We start from the raw sequence: 17,203 nt of genomic DNA, 5'->3' as shown, positions 1-17,203 counted from the left end.
GCGTCGTTAAACTTGTTCTGTGACAACACAAGACGGTAGTGGCGGGCGCCAGGAGCTGGTTTCCGCGCTGCTGGGCCGCGTCCACCCGGGCGGCGTGCGCGCGGCGTGGTGGGGCGGCGAGTACCGCTTCCGTCTCGACCGCTTCGCCGCCGTCTTCCCGGAAGCCGCCGACAGCGGGGCCGACGCTGCCACGCTCGGCAAGGTCTTCGCGCATCCGGTGGTCGGTGCGATCGCCCGATCCGAAGCCGCTGACGGGCGTGACGATTGGCGGCCGGTCAGGGCGGCATTGCGCGTCGACGCCGCACTCGACGGCGGGGGCGTGGTCGCCGAGCTGGGTACCGGTGCGCCGGGCCGACGCGTGCATCTGCCCGGCACCGGGCTCGTGTGCGACACCGGCACGGGGGAGCTCCGGCGCCTCGCCGTGGTCGACGGTCTCGAGGTGAACAACATCGACCCTTCGCTGTCGGTCTGGTCCGACCACGTGGACACCGACCTGACATTCGACTGGTGCACTCTCGTCCGCGCTGCTCAGGCCTTCATCGCCGAACTGGGCGATCCCGATTTCACCGACGCGATATCACTGACGACCGTGCTCGTGCCCCTGCTCCAGCGCGACGGTGCGGAATTCGGTCGGAGCAGTCGGTTCGAGATCGAGAGCGGCTCGGTCACCAGTGCCGTCGGCGCCGCGCTGATCTCACCCGGCACCGGCGATGCGGTCAATTTCGCCGAAGCCATGGTGCACGAGTCCTATCACAACCTCTTCAACATGGCCCTGGAACTCGATGCGTTCGAGCAGCCGAACGCCGCCGAGTTCTACGCACCCTGGAAGGGGACGACCCGACCGACGAGGGCGGTCCTGCACGGCATCGTCGCATTCAGCGCGATCATGCGCTTCTGGCGACAGATCGGCCGGACCAGGACCGATTGGTCGAAGTACGCCGACGAGCTGGTGGCGCGCCGGTCCGAACAGGTTCTCGGCGCGGCCTCCGCGGTGTTGTCGGCCGGGGTACTGACCGATCTGGGCGAGGAGTTCGCCGCGGCCGCGGTCGCCGACGCCGAGGCGCTCGCCTGATGTCCACCTGGTCTCCGGCATCGGAGCCGCGCTACCCCGATGTCGGGGCCCCGCAACCCGACCTGCTCGCCCTGGTCGAGCAGGGGGCATTCCACGGCGAGGTTCTCGATGCCGGGTGCGGAGCGGGTGCCCTCACCCTCGAGCTCGCGAGCAGGGGCCACCGTGGCGTCGGGATCGACCTTTCGACAGCGGCGATCGCGACCGCGCGCACCGCGGCTGCCCGTCGTGGTCTCTCGGGCGTCACCTTCGAGGTGGCCGACATCACGGCGCTGACCGGCTTCGACCGCCGGTTCGGCACGGTGGTCGACAGTGCGTTGTTCCATACGCTCCCGGCGTCGCTCCGACACGATTATCAGATGTCGATCGTGCGGGCCGCCGCGCCGGGCGCGTCGTACTTCGCCCTGGTCTTCGATCGAGCCGGAATGCCCGCCGGTGTTCCGGTCGCGGCGGTCACCGCCGTCGAGTTGCACGACATCGTCTCGGCGTACTGGGTGGTCGACGAGATCAGGCCGGCGCGGATTCATGCCGATGCCGGTGCGGCCGTCACGAATCCAGCCGAATCGAGCGGCACGACAACGGAATCGGAACGCCGCTCCACGCCGGTGGTGATCTCGTCGGATCAGCCCTTTCCGGCCTGGTTGCTGTCGGCGCATCTCGCCTAGCGGTCTCGGCCGCGAACGACGGAGGAAATCATGTTCGAAGACTTCACGATCGAACCGGACGGGCGCGGCTTCCTGGTGTCGGTTGCCGGGGCCGCGCAGTCGCGGGTGATCGCCGACGACCCGTACGAGCTGTCCTGGGGCTACATGCGGCATGTGGCGGCGGCGGTGCGGCACCGGCGGCCGGAGCCGATCGACGTCGTCCACGTCGGCGGCGGCGGCATGGTGCTGGCCCGCTACTTCGCCCACGCGCACCCCGGGTCTCGCCAGTTGGTGATCGAACCCAATCGCGACATGACGGCCGCGGTCCTGGAAAGAGCGCCGTTCCCGCCGGGTGCGCCGGTCGTCATCCGTCCCGAGCTGGGCCGAGCCGTCGTGGAGACGCTGGATGCGGCAAGCGCCGACCTGATCATCGTGGATGCCTTCGTCGGCGGGCACGTGCCTGGCGATCTCACCACGGTGGAGTGCATCCAGCAGCTGCGCCGCGTGCTGCGGCGCAGCGGGGTCCTGGTCTATGGGCTCATCGACCATCCGGAGTCGCGCTACGTCGCCCGGGTCTGTGCCACCGTGCGCGCGAGTACCGCGATGACGGTGTCGGTGCTGTCGCCGCACCACCACTTCTTCGGCAACCATACCGTGATCTGCGCGGATGCCGATGTGCAGACCGAAGGGTTGCTGGCCGCGGTGAGTGCGGCGGATCCCCAGTACCGACGTCGCGGTGCGGCGGAGCTGGACCGGCTCTGTGCGGCGGCCGCGATACTCACCGACGCGGCACCGGCGCCGTCTCCGGACCCGCCGCCCGGGGCGCACGGTGCCTAGCGGCGGCGCCGCTGCACGCTAGGACCTCCGCACCCGCTCGGCCGCCGGTGCGTCGACGCTGACCCGGAGTCGCGCGCCGGCCAGCGGGCCGTCGATCGGCAATCTGCCGGAGATCAGGGCAGGCAGGAGATTGTCGACGATCGCCTCGTGCTGGGCCATGTAGGAGACGCAGTGCGGGTCGGGCAGCGGCGTCGATTCCGGGTCACCCGAGAGCGTGCAACCCCCGCCGCAGCTGCGCAGCCACGGGCATCCGGCACAGGTCGCCGGTTTCTGGTGCAGGCCCTCGTCGACCAGTTCGATCTTCCGCTGCAGGACCAGGTCGACGGTCTGCGGTGTCACCCGATGCCCGGCGCCGGGTTCGACGAACCGCGGACAGGCGTGCACCTCGCCGCGGGCGCTGAGCACGTGCATGTTGCGCCCGGAGCCACAGTCGCGCGAGGTACACGATTCGCGCCAGCCGCTGGACTCGCCGACCATGCGGCCGAGGAATTTCGTCGCCGACTGGTCGAGCATCCGCAATCCGTCGTGCGCGGCCCGGCGTACCGAATCGGCGAGGAATGCGGCGATATCGGTACTGGTCGCCCCGACATCCTTCCAGCCGGTGCTCGCCTCCCCGTGCGCGAGAATCGGTTTGCAGAGGAAGGTCTTCGGTTGCAGTGCGGCGATCTCATCGAGCACGTTGGCCGCGGCACTCACGTTGTGCGCACCGACGGTCACGATCAGGTGATAGTCCAGCCCCGCCGCGCGGCACCGCTGCAGCGCGGCCACCGCGCTGCGGTGCGATCCGCGCCCGCTGCGGGTCGGCCTGGCCAGATCGTGGATGTCCGCGGGCCCGTCGATGCTGACGCCGACGATGGCCTCGCGCTCGACGAGGTAGGAGATCAGACGATCGTTGAGTGTGGTGGCGTTGGTCTGAATGGCGATGCGCATCGTCTTGCCGCGCGCGGCCGCCGACTGCTCCGCGAAGGCGGCGAGCTCGTAGAACAGGGCGGTCGCCGCCGAGATCTCGCCGAAATCGAAGATCACCTGCGGCTCGGGACGGTCCAGCGCGGCGATGATCGCCGCCTCGGCGATCTCCCGGTCGATATCGTTGCGCCGCTCCGGCGCCGAGTGTCCCAGGTAGCAGTAGGTGCAGGCCAGATTGCAGCCGGAGTTGAGGATCAGCACCAGGCCGTAGTAGCTCCGGGTTTCATCGATCGCGCTCGCCCAGTCGGCACCCGCGACGACATTGTCGCCGTCGACCTCGAGCAGACCGCGCCGCCAGAAGTCGCGGACCAGCGCGGGACATTCGGCATCGGCGATATCGAAGCCGAGCGCTTCCGTGATCCGGTGGCGCTCGTCGTCGGTGGCGATGACCCAGCCCCCGGTGCGCGCCGAGATCGCGAACCAGTAGTCCTCGACCGCGCGCCAGTGCAGGTGCGCCGCGCTGAGCAGCCCCGACCGCGGCGGATCGGTGTGCGCGGCCACACGCCACGGTGCCAGCGGCTGGGCCGGATCTATCCACACCGGCATCAGCGGCCTCCGTTCGACAGGGTGGACAGCCGGTCGGCCAGGATCGCGTCGGGGTGGTCCGCGCCGGGCGGTCGCTCGCGCAACCGGAACGGCTTCTCGTGGTCGATACCGGTGCAGAGCAACCGGAATCGGCAGTCGCGGCAGACCGCTTCGGCGACCTCGCTTCCTGCTCGCAGGGTGGTCCGCCAATCACCCGCGGTGTGCTGTGACCGCACCGCACCGATGGGGTGCTCCCGCAGCGGTGGACAGGTGAAGATCGCCCCGTCGGGGCCGACGACGACGTTGTTGCTGATCTCGCTCCGCCCGCGGGGGGTGATCGGCAGCTCGGCAGGCCAGTCGTCGGTCAGTACCGGCCCCATCTGACCGATGTCGAGGCCCGGTTCGGTGCGGAGGCGGGACAAGCGCTCGGTCACCTCGGCCCACTGTTCGGCGGTCAGGCCGACCAGCTCACTCCGGCGAGCGCGACCGAGCGCCGCGACCGGAAACACCGTCCAGACGGAGGCGCCGAGACCGGTGACCATGGCGACCATGGCGTCGAACTCGTCGAGGTTGCCCTGGTGCAGCACGGTGTGCACGCCGGTCACCGCGCCACCGGCATCGCGGAGTACCTCGAGCCGCGCGGTGATGGCACGGAATGTGCCGGGACCGCGGATGAGGTCGTGCGTGGCCGCGGAGGCACCGTCCAGGCTGACATGGATGCCGACATTGCGATGGCGGCGCTGCACGGCGACGAACTCGGCCATCGCGGAGTTGCGGATCAGCCCGTTCGTCAGCAGCGTCACCCGGGCGATGCGCTGCGCTGCGGCTTCGAGGAGCAGCGGCGCATCGCTGCGGAGTGTCGCCTCGCCCCCCGAGATGGTGAGCGCCGCCACCCCCTCCGCTGCGATCAACTCGATGAAGGACCGCCACTCGTCGGTGGTCAACTCCTCGGTGACGGGGGAATCCTCCTCCGGCACCGCGCAGTGCACACAGCGGAGATTGCATCGTTCGGTGATCATGATCTGGACATTCGCGCCGAAATCAGTCATCGTTCGGCTCCGTTCATCGTGTTCAGGTCGGCGCGCATGGCCGACTCGATATGCGCGATCAGCGTGTACAGATCGGCGCAGTAGACGCTCGGGTTCTTGTAGCCGCTACCGGCGCGGTAGCGGTGGGTGTACATCCCGCCGCCGCAGACATCGCGGAAGCGGCAGTCGAGACAGGGTTCGGCCAGCGCATCGAGACCGATCTGTCTGGCGACAACGCCGGGATGCGAGAGCGCCTCGTCGAGTGGTGAATCCCGCAGCGTCAACGACGTGGCCGCCGCCCCCTCGTAGGAGGTCTTGAGGGTGTCGACCAATTCGATGGAGCCGTCGGTCTCGATACTCAGCAGGGTCACCGGACCGTGCCCGACCATCTCGAATCCACCGCCCCCGCCGAGGAGGAGATTCATGATGTCGCGGAAGATCCTGATCTTCAGCGGTTGCCGAGGTTGCCGGTACCACAGGTCGAAGATCGGGATCAGCCAGTCCGCATACGGTGTCGGCGAATCGGCGCCTGCCGCGGGCGGCGGGGTCGTCCAATTGGCGTGCGGGAACAGCAGGTCGCAGTGCTCGACGTTCAGGTCGGCCAGCTGGCGATAGGTGCCGACCGGGTCGTTGCGCAGATCTATCGTCGCGAGGACACCGGAGAACAGGTCCGCGTCCACGTTGCGCAAGGTATCGATGCCGCGCAGCACAGCGTCGAAACTCGAAACTCCGTTCCGGTACCGGCGGTGCCTGTCGTTGGCATCGCGATCGCCGTCGAGGCTGATGCCGACCCGGATTCGATTGCGCTGCAGCACCGCGGCGATCTCATCGGTGATGAGGGTTCCGTTCGACTGGCAGACCAGCGACATCTCGCAGTGACCGGCGAGCTCCGCATTCATCAGGTCGGTGAACCGCTGGATGTAGGCGGCACCGGCCAGCAGGGGCTCGCCGCCGTGCAGGGACACTCCCACGTACTCCAGCGAATGCGTGTCGGCGTGCTCGGCGATCCGACGGCCGAGCGCGGACACCGTCTCGGCGGACATGAGTTTGGGCTGCGCGCGCCAGCTCTGATCGGCAGCGTGATACATGTAGCAGTAATCGCAGTCGAGGTTGCAGCGACTGGCAATCTTCACGACGAATTCCGTGAACGCGCTCGGGCGCCATCCGGCGGCGAGCATCGCGGGTATGTCGAAGTGCGTCGCCGACGGCCACTCCGCGGAGGGAATGGCCGCCGACGGCACACCGAGTGGTGTCCCTGTTACCACGGGTGCGAGGAATGGCTGTTGTAGCTGTGGTGCTGCGAGCGCTGCTCGCGGTCATCCTCCCTGGCCCGGCGCAGGGCCATCGCCAGTGCCGACTCGCCGGCCTCCGCCACGGCGTCGGCCGCGTCCGTGTTCGCGAGCTCGCGCAGGGGTTCCTGTGTTGGTGCTGACATCTTCTCTTCTCCGGTTTCCTCTGTCGGTGATCACATCGAAGGTTTTCGGGCTGTCGGCTGTCCGGGGCGCTCTCCTTTCCGTTGCCCGGCGGGTCAGTGTGCGGACGCCGCGGCGGATCCGGCGATCGCCGGGCCGCGACCGTGCGGCAGCAGTGGCGGAATGGTGGCGAGCGGAGCGTCGATGGACCAGTCGTCGCCGAGATGGGTGAGCAGGGCCGCTTCGTCGATTCCGAAGAACCGCGCGGGGGCGTGCACGAGAATGTCGCGCTTCTGTGTCTCGGTCAGCTCGGCGTGATCGCGGACGGCGACGATCGGGTCCGGCCAGGTGCCGTCGTGGTGCGGCCAATCGGAGGCGAACAGCACGGCGCCGGGACCGAGGTAGCGGGCCGCGCGCGCGAGTTCCGGATCGTTCATGTCGCCGGACATCACGCAATGGCGCCGAAATGCGGAGACGACCGGGGTGGGGCGGGCCGGTGCGACGAGCGCCATCTTGGCCAGCGTGGCATCGAGCCGGCCGAACCAGTGCGGTACCCAGCCGATATCGCCTTCGAAGAAGCCGACGCGGAGTCCCGGGTGCCGGAGGAGCAGCTCCGAATCGAGCACGTGCATGGTCGCCAGCTGGTTCTGGAACGAGTAGCCCATCTGCCACTGCACCCGCCCGCGCAGATGCGGGTAGACGGCCAGGCAGCGGTTGTGCGGGTTGACGGCGTGCACGACCAACGGCACCCCGGCCTCGGCCAGCAGGCCGTGCAGCTGGTCGAGGGCCGGATCCGACACCGGTAGCTGCCGCTTGTTGAAGATCGGCGACACCATGACCGCACTGGCTCCGGCCGAGAGGGCGCGCTCGGCTTCGGTGACAGCCGCGTTCACATCCTCGGCCGGAACGACCGCACCCCACCGCAACCTGATCGGATCGGCGGCGCAGAATTCGCTGATCCAGTCGTTGTACACCTGCGCGTAGGCGACCTGGATACGGTCGTCGCGCATATCCGAGAGCCCGAGCATCATCGAGGGAAAGAGAATGCTGACGGCTATTCCCTGCTCGTCCATCAATTCCAGCCTGCGGCGCGGCTCCCGGACGCCCTCGTCGACCTCGGTATCGATGTCGATGTCGAGCCTGCCGCCCTCCTGGACCGCACCGGGGGTGCTCAGGGTGCCGGTCGACCATTCGATGTCGAGCGGCTCGCCGTCGTAGAAGAGCCGTTCCCGACCGTCGGCATCGACCTCGCGCCGCCAGATGAGGTCGCGGAATTCCGCAGGCATCCGGTCGGCCCACAATGCGAAGGGCTCGACGACATGGGCGTCGGCGTCGACAACCGGAATCTTCGTTGCACGTGACATTATCGGCCCAATCTCAGAATCGTGGACGATGCGGTCGCCTCGATGAGGTCCCGGCGCAGTGACTCGAGTGCGGAACCCCACTGCGCGGGCCGCTCGGCCGGGACCAGGATGTACTTGGTGACCCCGGCCGCGGTATGGCTCTCGAGCACGCGGCGCAGCGCATCGACGCCGACCGGACACAATTCGTCGGGGTGCTCGTCCGGGTACGCGTGCTCGAGCAGTTCGGTCATCGCGGCGGGTCTGCGCTCCCGCGCGTAGGGGAAGAGCAGCCCGAAGTGGCCGCGGTCGAATTCCCGGCCGATGCCGGCCGCATGGTCGGTGATCACCTCGATCGAGCGCCGGGTCTGTCGGGGATTCGCGAAACTCGCCAGCCAGCCGTCGGCGAGGCAGGCGACCCGGCGCAGCTCGGTGTCGCTGCGGCCGCCCATCCACAGGTCGGTCACCGGTGCGGGCCCGCCGCCGGTGATACACACCTCGCGCACATCGAAGAACCGTGACGATGCCGTCACCCGCTCTCCGCCGAGCAGGTCGCGGATGACGGGGAACGCGTCGTCGAACCACGGGCCGCGATCCAGGCGGGAGACGTTGAACGCCCGATGCTCAGCGCTTTCCGCGGTGCCGAGGCCGAAGACCGGCAGCAATCGCCCGTCGCAGAGTTCGGCTGCGGTCCACAGGGACTTCGCGAGCTCGACCGGACTGCGGCCCGGAATCACGGTGACCGATGTGCCGAGACGAATGCGCGTGGTGATGGCGGCGGCGAAGGTCAGTGCCGGAATCGCCGCAGGCGTCGGCCCGGTCAGATGCTCGGAGAGCCAGAGGGAATCCCATCCGCTCGCTTCGGCCGCTTCGACACAGCGGGCGAATTCGGATCGCGAGGTCCACATGGTGCCGAGCCCGAGACCGAGTCCGACGCGGATCGTGCGAGTACCCGGCGGCCGGTGCGCGGTAGCCGTCAACGCGGGCATCCGATGCTGCGGAGGACACACTGCACGCTCGCGCCTTTCGCCGACCCGTGGCGGTGCTGACCGTGCGGCGGACAGCATGCCGTTGCGCATTCATGATGCGGTCGGATTCGCGGCGGCACAGTCATCCGATGGGCGGATACGATGCGCTCCGAGGTTGTGTTACAACGTCTTTGGACGTACCCGTGACCTCGGTCCCGGCACGGTCGACGGTGGCTCAGCCGAGATCGGAGACCGAGCGGTGGTGGGCGTCGATGAGCCAGCGGCCGTCGCGCAGGGTGAGGGTCCAGGTGTCGTGTGCCCAGGCATCGGGGTGCGGCGGCGTGCTCGCGAAGACCAGATTGCTGCGGCCGGTCACCAGCGCGACGTCGCAGTGCGTACCCAGGTAGCGGACGTTCTCCAGGTCGATGACCGAGCGGCTTCCGCGCAGCCCGCGGGCGAAGACGATCGACATCTCGGTGCGGATGGCGGCGCGGCCGGCCAGCACGATGCCGGGCATGGTGGCGACGGCGCCCTCGGTGTAGCAGTGCGCGAGCGCGTCGGCGTCGTTGGCCGCCCAGGCGTCGAGGTACGGCGTCAGCAGGCCGGGGCGGGCGGGACAGTCGAGCGGGTGCGGCGCCGCCTCGGTGCTCGGGTGGACGTCGTTGACCATTATCGGGTTGCCTTTCGGACCGGTATCCACTGATCGACCGACACCGGGAAACCAGTCAGCGGGTGTACAACGGACACTAGTGCGGGGCGGTGCGCGTGGTATCGAATTCGCGCGGCATGCAGGCGATTCGGGGGATCCGCCCGGTTCGGGCGGCCCGGCTCCCACGTACCGGAGACGGGGGCTGGGCGGGGGCGCATCCGGGTAGTTTCTCAGTACTCGTTGGTATTGGGTTGGCGTCGGGTAAGCGTGCCGGAGAAGTCGGTGTCGGGTGGCGCTCCGAAATCGGTGATCAGCAGTTCACGGAGTTGATGCACCATGTCGGGCCTGCGTATTCGGGCATAGAAGCGGCAGGCGCGCAGGAGGACCGCCGCGGCCTCGTCGGTGCGGTGCAGGGCGGCGAGGGCCCGGCCGTGGACGACCAGCGCGCGGCCGCGGTTGAACATGTCGGCGCAGCCGGTGAGGATGCGCACCGCCTCGGCGGCCTGTGCCTCGGCTGCCTCCAGGTGCCCGGCATTGAGGTTCGCGCGGGCCAGCGGGGTCAATGCCCAGCCCTGCTGCAGCCGCGGGCCGTGGCGGCGGGCGTGCCGCAGTGCGGCGGTGCAGAATTCGAGTGCGCGGTCGTGCTCGCCCGCCTCCGAGAGCGCGGCGCCTGCCTCCTGCATGGCGAACGCCTCGATCTCGCCGAAACCCGCGCTGGCCGCCAGCCGCAGGGCGGCCTCGGCCTGGCCGCCCGCGGGCTCGTGCGCGCCGACGGCGAGGTAGGCCTGCGCGGCGGCGACCCGGAGAATGCCCTCGGCCCACGGCGCGCCGGTGCCGTCGAAGGACGCGACGGCGGCCGTCACCCGGTCGGCCAGCTCGGCGGCGGGGGTGAGGTGCCAGTCGATGAGCGTGAGATACACCTCGGCCCAGGCGCGGAGCCTGCCGTTGCCCTCGGCCTCGGCCAGGGTGCGGGCGCGGCGCAGCCGGGGGACGGCCGCGAGGAACTGCCCGAGCCCGACGGTCTGCAACCCGCCGGCGGCGGCGAGCAGCCTGGCCTGCGCAGGCCGGTCACCGAGCGACTCCGCTACGCGCAGCACGGCTTCCAGCGCGCGCAGCGTCTCGCCGGGGTTGCTGCCCAGGTCGGAGAGGCTGACCAGGGCCCAGGCGATATCGGCGGCCACGCGGACCACGTGTGCCCCCGCGGCGGTGCGGAGCAGCGCGATCAGGTTGGCCCGCTCCAGGTCGAGCCAGGCCTGTCCGGCCTCGTTGTCGGCGAGCGGGCTGCCGCTCGCGGTCGTCGGCAGCAGGCACCCGCGGACGGCGCTGCTCCGGAAGATCCGGTGCAGGCGGTTCAGCGTCGCCAGGTAGTGGTCGAGCGCCCTCGGCAGCGCCGCCGCACCCTCCGGCTCCGGCTGCTCCAGTGCGAAGAGCCGGATCAGGTCGTGGAAGCGGTAGCGATCGGGGCGCGGGGTGTCGAGCAGGCTCAGATCGACCAGCGCCTCGCAGATCTCCTCGGCCCGCTCCGGGGTGCAGTCCAGGACGGCGGCGCAGACCGCGAGCGGAATCTCCGGGATCCCGATCCGCGCGAGCAGGCGGAATGCCCTGGCCTGCGCGGAGTTCAGCTGGTCGTAGCCGAGCTGGAAGGCACGCGCGACGGTCAGCTCCCCGACGTGCAGCAGCGCCAGCCGGGAGCGCTGGTCGGCGAGCCGGTCGCTGATCCTGGCCACGCTCCAGCCGGGCCTTGCGGCCAGCCGCGCGCCGACGATCCGCACCGCCAGCGGAAGGAAACCGCAGCCCTCCACCGCGCGGTGCGCCGCCGCGAGCTCGGTTTCGATCCGCTCCGGGCCCGCGATCTTGGCGAGCAGCCGGAGCGCGTCCGCGCGGGGAAGCACCGGCAGCCGGAGCGGGTGCGCGCCGGAGAGCTCGCTCAGCGCGGTCCGGCTGGTGATCAGCACCGCGGTGCCGGTGGTGCCCGGCAGCAGCGGGCGCACCTGCTCGACGTCGCGGGCGTCGTCGAGCACGACGAGTACCCGCCGGGTGGCGAGCAGGCTGCGCAGCAGCGCCGCCCGGTCCTCGACGGCGGCGGGCAGCTCGCCCTCGGGGACGCCGAGGCCGCGCAGGAAGCCGCCGAGCAGCACATCGGCCGCGGCGGGGGCGGGGCCGGCTCCGCGCAGGTCGGCGTAGAGCTGGCCGTCCGGGAAGTGGTCGCGGATCCGGTGCGCGACGTGGATCGCCAGGCTGCTCTTGCCGACCCCGCCCATACCGCTGATCACCACCGCGGGCACGCCGTGCGGGTCGGAGCGGCGGAGCCGGGCGGCGAGCTGGGTGACCACCTCGGCGTGGCCGGTGAAATCGACCAGGTCGGCGGGGAGCTGCGCGGGGATCACCGGGACGGGGGTCTCGGCGGGTGCGGGGGATGGTTCGTCGCGCAGCAGCTCGCGGTGCAGCCGGACCAGGTGGGCGCCGGGTTCGACGCCGAGCTCGGCGACCAGCTCGCTGCGGGTGCGGGCGTACACGGCCAGGGCCTCGGCGCGTCTGCCTGCCCGGTGCAGTGCGGTCAGGTGCAGGCCGCGCAGCCCCTCGCGCAGCGGGTGTTCGGCGCTGAGCGCGGCGATCTCGGGGAGCAGCGGCTCGGCGGGGCCGAGCGCGAGGTCGAGCGCGAGCCGCCGCTCCTGCGCGGCCAGCCGGAGCTCGGCCAGCCGCTCGCGGTGCCGCTCGGCGAAGGGGCCGGGCAGCCCCGCCAGCGGCGAGCCCTGCCAGAGCTCGAGCGCGGCGGCGAGCTGTTCGCGCGCGGCCGCCCGGTCACCGGCGTGCTCGCTGCGCCGCGCCCGCTCGACCAGGGTGCGGGCCAGCACCGCGTCCACGCTGCCCGCGGGCAGTCGCAGCGCGTAGGCCCGGCCGATCGAGATCAGCAGTCCGGCCGGCTGTCTCGCCGCGCGCTCGGGTTCGAGCACCCGCCGGAGATTGGCGATGTGGCTGCGGATTCCCTGCACCGCGTGGCTGGGCGGACGGTCGCCCCAGACCGCGTCGACCAGGTCGTCGAGCTCCACCGGGCCGCCCTCGTGCAGCAGCAGCACGGCGACCACCAGCCGTCGCTGCGGGCTGCCGAGCTCGAGTTCCCGCCCACCGAGCCTGCCGCGCACCGCGCCGAGCAGCGTGAAGCTCGGCGCGCCCGCCGTTCGCTCGCGGATGACGCTGCCCGCGGGGCCGACCTGGCGCAACGTCTCGACCTCCCGCGAACCCGAACTGATTCGTACATCTAAGCTTCCGGCGGAATTTCCCGCATCGGAAGCCCGGGTACTTTTCGTTCTGTTCGCGAAGCGGGTCAGGTGTTCTGCGGCGCCGGATCGGTGAAGGCGTGCTCCAGCATCTCGGCGGCGGCGCGGCCGACAGCGCGCCTCGCGGCGTCGACATCGGCCGGATCCCGGCCCGCCATCCGCTCGCGCAGCTCGGTGGCGCAGCGCTCGGCGAGCTGCGCGCAGTCGCTGCGGAGCTGCTCGACCAGCTCCAGGGTGTCCTGGGCGAGCAGCCCGGAGGCGGTCAGCCTGGAGGCCAGCTCCAGGCTCTGCGGATCGGTGACCAGCGGCTCCTCGGGGCCGACGCCGAGCACGTCGGCGAGGCCGTCGCCGCGGTCCCAGGCATCGAGCAGCTCCCTGATCCCCGCGAGTTTCATGCCGCGGCCGAGCAGCCTGCTGATCGTCTGCAAGCGGTCGAGGTGGTCACCGCGGTAGTACCCGACCCGGCCGCGCACGTCGGGGGAGGGCAGCAGGCCGCGCTCGTGGTAGACGCGCACGCTGCGCACGGTGATATCGGCCGCCCTGGCGAGCTCGTCGATGGTGAATTCGGTTTCTGCGGCCATGTTCACAACGAAACCTCACGGGGCAACCGGCCTGATGGACCGTTCGATAGCGTATCGCTGGATACCGTAGCGCTCGACACTCCCTCTAGTCAACGTGCCGTTATTCAGGGGTATGAAGTCTTGCCGACCGGCCAACGGTGGGTTACCGTTCGGGGTGTCGGCTTCTCGCGGCCGGCCTTCCGGGGACTGTCGTCAGCCCCGATGATCGTCCGATCCCATGGGACACGCACCGGGTGTGACGTGTGCCCTCGGTAATTCCGGAGATGACCATGAGCATTACGCGAATCCGTCCGTCCGGCGCGAATCATTCCGCGCCGGTTGACATTTCGGCATCACCCCCGAAGAACGCCGTGCGCCCGCCATGTGCGGGCAGCCCCGCCGACTGGGACCTCGACGCCGGTGGCCCCGAGGCCTGGCGCTCCGCCGTCCGGGTCTGCGCGAGCTGCCCGCTCGCGGACCGCTGCGCCCAGCTCGCCCAGACCTTCATCGACCGCGGTGACACGCCCCGCGCCATGATCTGGGCCGGGGTGGCCTACGACAACTCCGGGCGGGTGATCGAGAACCTGGACGCGCACCGCCCCGCGCTGATCGACCACAAGCGCCCGGTGCGGATCATCCGCACCGGCAGGCGGCCGCGCGATACGGTGCCCGCGCTGCCCGCTCCGCGCAGGCACTTCGTGCTCGGCCGCCCGCTCGCGCCCACCGGGACGGACGGGCTGTGACGACGCTGGCGCTGGAGATCGGCTCGACCGAGCTCGCCGCGGTCCGGATCGCCGAGGATGTCGACGCCGACGCGGTGCGCCGGATCCCGATGCCGGCCAGGAACGTCTGGGAGAACTGCCGCTCGCTGCTCTTCGAGGCGTCGGACGGACTGGAGGTGACCGGGCTCGGCATCGCCTCACCGGGGCCGATCGACATGAAGGCGGGCGTCGTCGCGCCCGGCGGGGTACCGGAGTGGCGGGCGGGCTTCGGCATCGTCGAGGCGGCGACGGTGTTGTTCCCCGGCGCCGCGGTGCGGCTGGGGCTGGACGGGGTCTGCCTCGCCATGGCGGAGCGCAACTTCGGGGCCGCGCGGGAGACGCTCGACGTGCTCACGGTCGCGCTCTCCGGGCACGTCGCGGCCGGTGTCGTGGTCGGCGGGTACACCGTGGTCGGACGCACCGGCAATGCCGGGCACCTCGCGCACGCGCTGGTCCCCGGCTTCGACGATCGCTGCGACTGCGGCGGCCGCGGCTGCCTGGAGGCGGTCGCGGGCGGGGCATCGATGCTGCGCTGGGCGCGCGCGCAGGGCTGGGCGGGCGGTTCGCTGACCGAGCTGCTCGACGCGGCGCGGGTCGGCGTCGAGGTGCCTGCGGCCGCCGTCGGGCGCGCGGGCACCGCGACCGGGCGTGCGGTGGTATCGGCGGCGGCACTGCTCGACTTCGACCTGGTCGTGCTCGGCGGCCCGGTCGCCGAGGCCGGTCCGGCGCTGTGGAAACCGCTCGGCGAGGCGATCGCGACGCACGCCAGGTTCAGCGCGGTCTCCGGGCTGCGCGTGGTGCCGTCGCCGCTCGGCGGGCTCGGGCTGCTGGCCGGCGCCGGGGTGCTCGCGCTGGCCATGGCGGAGTAGCCGCCGCTCCCGGCGGCCATCTCGCGGTCGCCGGGGCGTCGAGCGCTGTTCACGCGCCGGTTGAACACGCCGCTAAGTAACGGTACATTGAATGGGTGCGATGTGGACTGGCCCCGTGATTCCGTGGGTGACGATCGAGACGTTGACGCCGGAGACCATGTCGGTGGCGTCGGTCGGGGAGTCGCCCCGCGATTTCGCGAGCTGGCAGCGGGTACTGCAGCGGCTGCTCTCCAAGACCCCCGCCGTGTACGACGGGCTGACCACGCTCGAGGTCGCCGAGGCCATCCGCGCGTCCCGGGTCGGGGCGCAGGAGCTGGCCAGGACTGTGCGGACCGGCGCGGGGCGGTTCCGGCTGCTGCTGCGGCCGGTCTTCGGCCCCGCCGGTGACGTGCACGCGGTGCGGCTGTGGCTCGGCCCCGAGGACACCCCGGCGCCGGAGCCGCCGCCCGCGGTCGGCGCGGTCTGGGACCTGGACAGCCAGACCATCGAACAGCCGGTCGGCATCACCCGGCTGACCGGCGGCTCGGCGGAGCAGTACGTGCCCCGGCTCTCGCTGGCCGAGCTCTTCCACCGGGCGGCGACCTTCGACCGGCACGCCGAGGTGCTCGACCTGCTCTACGCCCCGGCCGCGGGCGCCCGGCTGCAGTTCGACGCCGCCATCACGCACGGCGGCCTGCGAGCGGGCCGCTGGCGCTTCACGATTCGCTCCCGCGAGGACGAGCGGACCCGCGGCGCCTGGCTGCTGGTCGAGGACGTCACCGTGCCGGACGCCCCCGCGGCGCCGCCGACGCTGGAGCGGATCGGTCTGCGCGAGGCGCACCGCCGGGCAGGGACCCACCTCGCGGTGCTGCAGCTGGACTCGCCGAGCATCTCGCACTGGCTCACCGATCCCGCGCCCTGGATCCGCTGGGACTACCTCTTCCGCCCGGTCGACGTCTTCCACCCGGGCGACCGGGTGCGGCTGGCCTCCCTCGGCGCGCGGCTCGATACCGGGGAGAGCGCGGGCGTCACCGTGGGCACGCTGAACTACGCGGGCGGCTACACCCCGACCTCGCTGCTGCTCTACCCGTACCCCGGCTGCTCGAGCACCCGGCTGGCGATCGCGCAGCTGGTCCGGATGGCGGGCGACCCGGCGCGGCCCGCGCCCGCGGATTCCGGCCACCCCATCGGGTACGACGAGCAATTGCACCACCGGCTCGCGGCCGGTGGCGACCGGAGTTCCGCCTGCTGACCGATTCCCATTCCTGGGAACCGCGTGGACGAGTGTGCCGAGCGGTCCGCTCTACCATTTCCGACATGAGGAACACGGTCCGCGAACGGGACGATTCGGAGGCTCTGCTCCGCCGGATGGTCGCCCGCCGCCGCCGTGACAATGCGATAGTAGCGATTCTCGCGGTGCTCGCCGTCCTCGGCGGCGGGAACGCGCTGCACGGTTTCTTCACCCCGGCGCCACCCGGCCCCTCCGACGATTCCACGGCGGCACTGATCGGGCGCGCGCAATTGGCCGGCTCGTTCGCCGAGCAATTCGTGGTGAGTTATCTGTCCGCGAATACCGCGCAGCGGGACAAGCTCGGTGAGTACGCCGCCGTCGGGCACGTCGCGCTGCCGTCCAGCGGAAGGCCGGTCTCCGATCCCGCGGTGGTGTACGTGGCGCGCACGGTCTCCGGCGGCGGGCTGGACGTCTGGAGCGTGACGGTCTCGGTGCGGCACGGCGCGCGAACCGGTGCGGCGGCCGAGCCGCGGCAGTTCTACCGGGTCGCGGTCTCGACCGCGGCGGGCAGGCTGCGCGCGCTGGCCCCACCCGCGCTGGTGCAGCCGCCGGCGCGCGGCGCCGACCTGAGCCTCGCGTACGGCGCCCCGTGCGGCCAGGAGACCCCGCTGCACCAGGTCGCCGCCGGCTTTCTCGCCGCCATGCTCGCCGGTAGCGGCGATATCGCCCGCTACACCCAGCCGGGCTCGGCGATCGCGGCGGTGCAGCCCGCGCCGTTCAGCGCGGCCGAGGTGACGGCGGTGGACTCCGACGACCGCAGCTGCGGTGCGGAGAGCGCGCGGGCCCGGCTCTCGGTGCAGGTGACCCCGAAACTCGACGGCGCGGCGGCGGCGACCCTGGTGTACCCGCTCACGCTGGTGCGCACCGGCGGGCAGTGGCAGGTGGCCTCGGTCGACCCGATCCCCGCGCTGACCGAGCCGCTCACCGTGGTCACCGGCGGCGAGGCGGGCCAGGCGGGCCCGGCGAACGCCTCGACGGCACCGGCGACGACGACCGCGCAGATTCCGCCGCCCACCCAGAACTGAGC

At 71.2% G+C, this 17,203-nt stretch carries 16 protein-coding genes; 7 read left to right on the top strand and 9 right to left on the bottom strand.

From position 1 onward, the window contains the following. Positions 1 to 19: 19 nt before the first annotated feature. From ACFO0B_RS14035 to ACFO0B_RS14025, 3 genes are read left to right on the top strand one after another with little or no spacing between them, the layout of a single operon-like run. The gene (locus ACFO0B_RS14035) at positions 20 to 1,072 is read left to right on the top strand and encodes an aKG-HExxH-type peptide beta-hydroxylase (protein ID WP_378612845.1); all 1,053 of its coding nucleotides are present in this window, start codon (positions 20 to 22) and stop codon (positions 1,070 to 1,072) included. Further along, positions 1,072 to 1,734, top strand: a complete 663-nt coding sequence (locus tag ACFO0B_RS14030) for a class I SAM-dependent methyltransferase (RefSeq protein ID WP_378612844.1) — start codon at positions 1,072 to 1,074, stop codon at positions 1,732 to 1,734. The genes ACFO0B_RS14035 and ACFO0B_RS14030 overlap by 1 nt, the downstream gene beginning before the upstream one ends. Positions 1,735 to 1,764: 30 nt before the next feature. After that, entirely contained in the window at positions 1,765 to 2,550 is a 786-nt protein-coding gene (locus ACFO0B_RS14025) for a spermidine synthase (protein WP_378612843.1), read from the top strand. 18 nt (positions 2,551 to 2,568) lie between these two features. Here ACFO0B_RS14025 and ACFO0B_RS14020 read toward each other — a convergent pair whose 3' ends face one another. The 9 genes from ACFO0B_RS14020 to ACFO0B_RS13980 all read right to left on the bottom strand — a co-directional run bounded on the left by ACFO0B_RS14020 (position 2,569) and on the right by ACFO0B_RS13980 (position 13,297). Further along, positions 2,569 to 4,062 carry a radical SAM protein gene (locus ACFO0B_RS14020; protein WP_378612842.1) on the bottom strand — a complete coding sequence of 498 codons (1,494 nt, stop codon included), beginning with the start codon at positions 4,060 to 4,062 and terminating at the stop codon, positions 2,569 to 2,571. Beyond that, complete coding sequence (locus ACFO0B_RS14015; protein WP_378612841.1) at positions 4,062 to 5,090, bottom strand: radical SAM protein; 1,029 nt, start codon at positions 5,088 to 5,090, stop codon at positions 4,062 to 4,064. The genes ACFO0B_RS14020 and ACFO0B_RS14015 overlap by 1 nt, the downstream gene beginning before the upstream one ends. Next, positions 5,087 to 6,310, bottom strand: coding sequence for an FxsB family cyclophane-forming radical SAM/SPASM peptide maturase (locus ACFO0B_RS14010; protein ID WP_378612840.1), 1,224 nt, complete (start codon positions 6,308 to 6,310; stop codon positions 5,087 to 5,089). The genes ACFO0B_RS14015 and ACFO0B_RS14010 overlap by 4 nt, the downstream gene beginning before the upstream one ends. A gap of 17 nt (positions 6,311 to 6,327) precedes the next feature. Continuing rightward, positions 6,328 to 6,504 carry a hypothetical protein gene (locus tag ACFO0B_RS14005; protein WP_378612839.1) on the bottom strand — a complete coding sequence of 59 codons (177 nt, stop codon included), beginning with the start codon at positions 6,502 to 6,504 and terminating at the stop codon, positions 6,328 to 6,330. 93 nt (positions 6,505 to 6,597) lie between these two features. Continuing rightward, positions 6,598 to 7,845: an amidohydrolase family protein gene (locus tag ACFO0B_RS14000; protein WP_378612838.1), complete on the bottom strand. Its 1,248-nt coding sequence runs from the start codon at positions 7,843 to 7,845 to the stop codon at positions 6,598 to 6,600. Continuing rightward, positions 7,845 to 8,729, bottom strand: a complete 885-nt coding sequence (locus tag ACFO0B_RS13995; RefSeq protein ID WP_378612837.1) for an LLM class flavin-dependent oxidoreductase — start codon at positions 8,727 to 8,729, stop codon at positions 7,845 to 7,847. The genes ACFO0B_RS14000 and ACFO0B_RS13995 overlap by 1 nt, the downstream gene beginning before the upstream one ends. 295 nt (positions 8,730 to 9,024) lie before the next feature. Then, positions 9,025 to 9,459 carry an SgcJ/EcaC family oxidoreductase gene (locus tag ACFO0B_RS13990; protein WP_378612836.1) on the bottom strand — a complete coding sequence of 145 codons (435 nt, stop codon included), beginning with the start codon at positions 9,457 to 9,459 and terminating at the stop codon, positions 9,025 to 9,027. Between the two features lie 209 nt (positions 9,460 to 9,668). Next, entirely contained in the window at positions 9,669 to 12,659 is a 2,991-nt protein-coding gene (locus ACFO0B_RS13985) for an AfsR/SARP family transcriptional regulator (protein WP_378612835.1), read from the bottom strand. A gap of 104 nt (positions 12,660 to 12,763) precedes the next feature. Continuing rightward, positions 12,764 to 13,297, bottom strand: coding sequence for a MerR family transcriptional regulator (locus ACFO0B_RS13980; RefSeq protein ID WP_378612834.1), 534 nt, complete (start codon positions 13,295 to 13,297; stop codon positions 12,764 to 12,766). A gap of 350 nt (positions 13,298 to 13,647) precedes the next feature. Between ACFO0B_RS13980 and ACFO0B_RS13975 the strand changes: the two genes are divergently transcribed. The 4 genes from ACFO0B_RS13975 to ACFO0B_RS13960 all read left to right on the top strand — a co-directional run bounded on the left by ACFO0B_RS13975 (position 13,648) and on the right by ACFO0B_RS13960 (position 17,201). After that, the gene (locus ACFO0B_RS13975; protein WP_378612833.1) at positions 13,648 to 14,019 is read left to right on the top strand and encodes a hypothetical protein; all 372 of its coding nucleotides are present in this window, start codon (positions 13,648 to 13,650) and stop codon (positions 14,017 to 14,019) included. Next, positions 14,016 to 14,906 (top strand): ROK family protein, encoded by an 891-nt coding sequence (locus tag ACFO0B_RS13970; protein WP_378612832.1) that lies wholly within the window; start codon positions 14,016 to 14,018, stop codon positions 14,904 to 14,906. Before ACFO0B_RS13975 ends, ACFO0B_RS13970 begins: the two co-directional genes overlap by 4 nt. A 100-nt stretch (positions 14,907 to 15,006) precedes the next feature. Continuing rightward, positions 15,007 to 16,137, top strand: coding sequence for a GAF domain-containing protein (locus ACFO0B_RS13965; protein WP_378612831.1), 1,131 nt, complete (start codon positions 15,007 to 15,009; stop codon positions 16,135 to 16,137). A 65-nt stretch (positions 16,138 to 16,202) separates the two neighbouring features. Then, the gene (locus ACFO0B_RS13960; protein ID WP_378612830.1) at positions 16,203 to 17,201 is read left to right on the top strand and encodes a conjugal transfer protein; all 999 of its coding nucleotides are present in this window, start codon (positions 16,203 to 16,205) and stop codon (positions 17,199 to 17,201) included. Positions 17,202 to 17,203: the final 2 nt, after the last annotated feature.

Source organism: Nocardia jiangsuensis, from assembly GCF_042650385.1.
In the GTDB taxonomy this organism is placed as follows: domain Bacteria; phylum Actinomycetota; class Actinomycetes; order Mycobacteriales; family Mycobacteriaceae; genus Nocardia; species Nocardia jiangsuensis.
The sequence above is the reverse complement of the archived record's forward strand: the minus strand, read 5'-3'. Positions and strand labels throughout refer to the sequence as shown.

Coding starts and splice junctions, on each gene's coding strand:
- ACFO0B_RS13980 (WP_378612834.1), bottom strand. CDS start 13,297: ATGGCCGCAGAAACCGAATTCACCATCGACGAGCTCGCCAGGGCGGCC.
- ACFO0B_RS14025 (WP_378612843.1), top strand. CDS start 1,765: ATGTTCGAAGACTTCACGATCGAACCGGACGGGCGCGGCTTCCTGGTG.
- ACFO0B_RS13990 (WP_378612836.1), bottom strand. CDS start 9,459: ATGGTCAACGACGTCCACCCGAGCACCGAGGCGGCGCCGCACCCGCTC.
- ACFO0B_RS13995 (WP_378612837.1), bottom strand. CDS start 8,729: ATGTGGACCTCGCGATCCGAATTCGCCCGCTGTGTCGAAGCGGCCGAA.
- ACFO0B_RS14015 (WP_378612841.1), bottom strand. CDS start 5,090: ATGACTGATTTCGGCGCGAATGTCCAGATCATGATCACCGAACGATGC.
- ACFO0B_RS14030 (WP_378612844.1), top strand. CDS start 1,072: ATGTCCACCTGGTCTCCGGCATCGGAGCCGCGCTACCCCGATGTCGGG.
- ACFO0B_RS14000 (WP_378612838.1), bottom strand. CDS start 7,845: ATGTCACGTGCAACGAAGATTCCGGTTGTCGACGCCGACGCCCATGTC.
- ACFO0B_RS13965 (WP_378612831.1), top strand. CDS start 15,007: ATGTGGACTGGCCCCGTGATTCCGTGGGTGACGATCGAGACGTTGACG.
- ACFO0B_RS14005 (WP_378612839.1), bottom strand. CDS start 6,504: ATGTCAGCACCAACACAGGAACCCCTGCGCGAGCTCGCGAACACGGAC.
- ACFO0B_RS13960 (WP_378612830.1), top strand. CDS start 16,203: ATGAGGAACACGGTCCGCGAACGGGACGATTCGGAGGCTCTGCTCCGC.
- ACFO0B_RS14020 (WP_378612842.1), bottom strand. CDS start 4,062: ATGCCGGTGTGGATAGATCCGGCCCAGCCGCTGGCACCGTGGCGTGTG.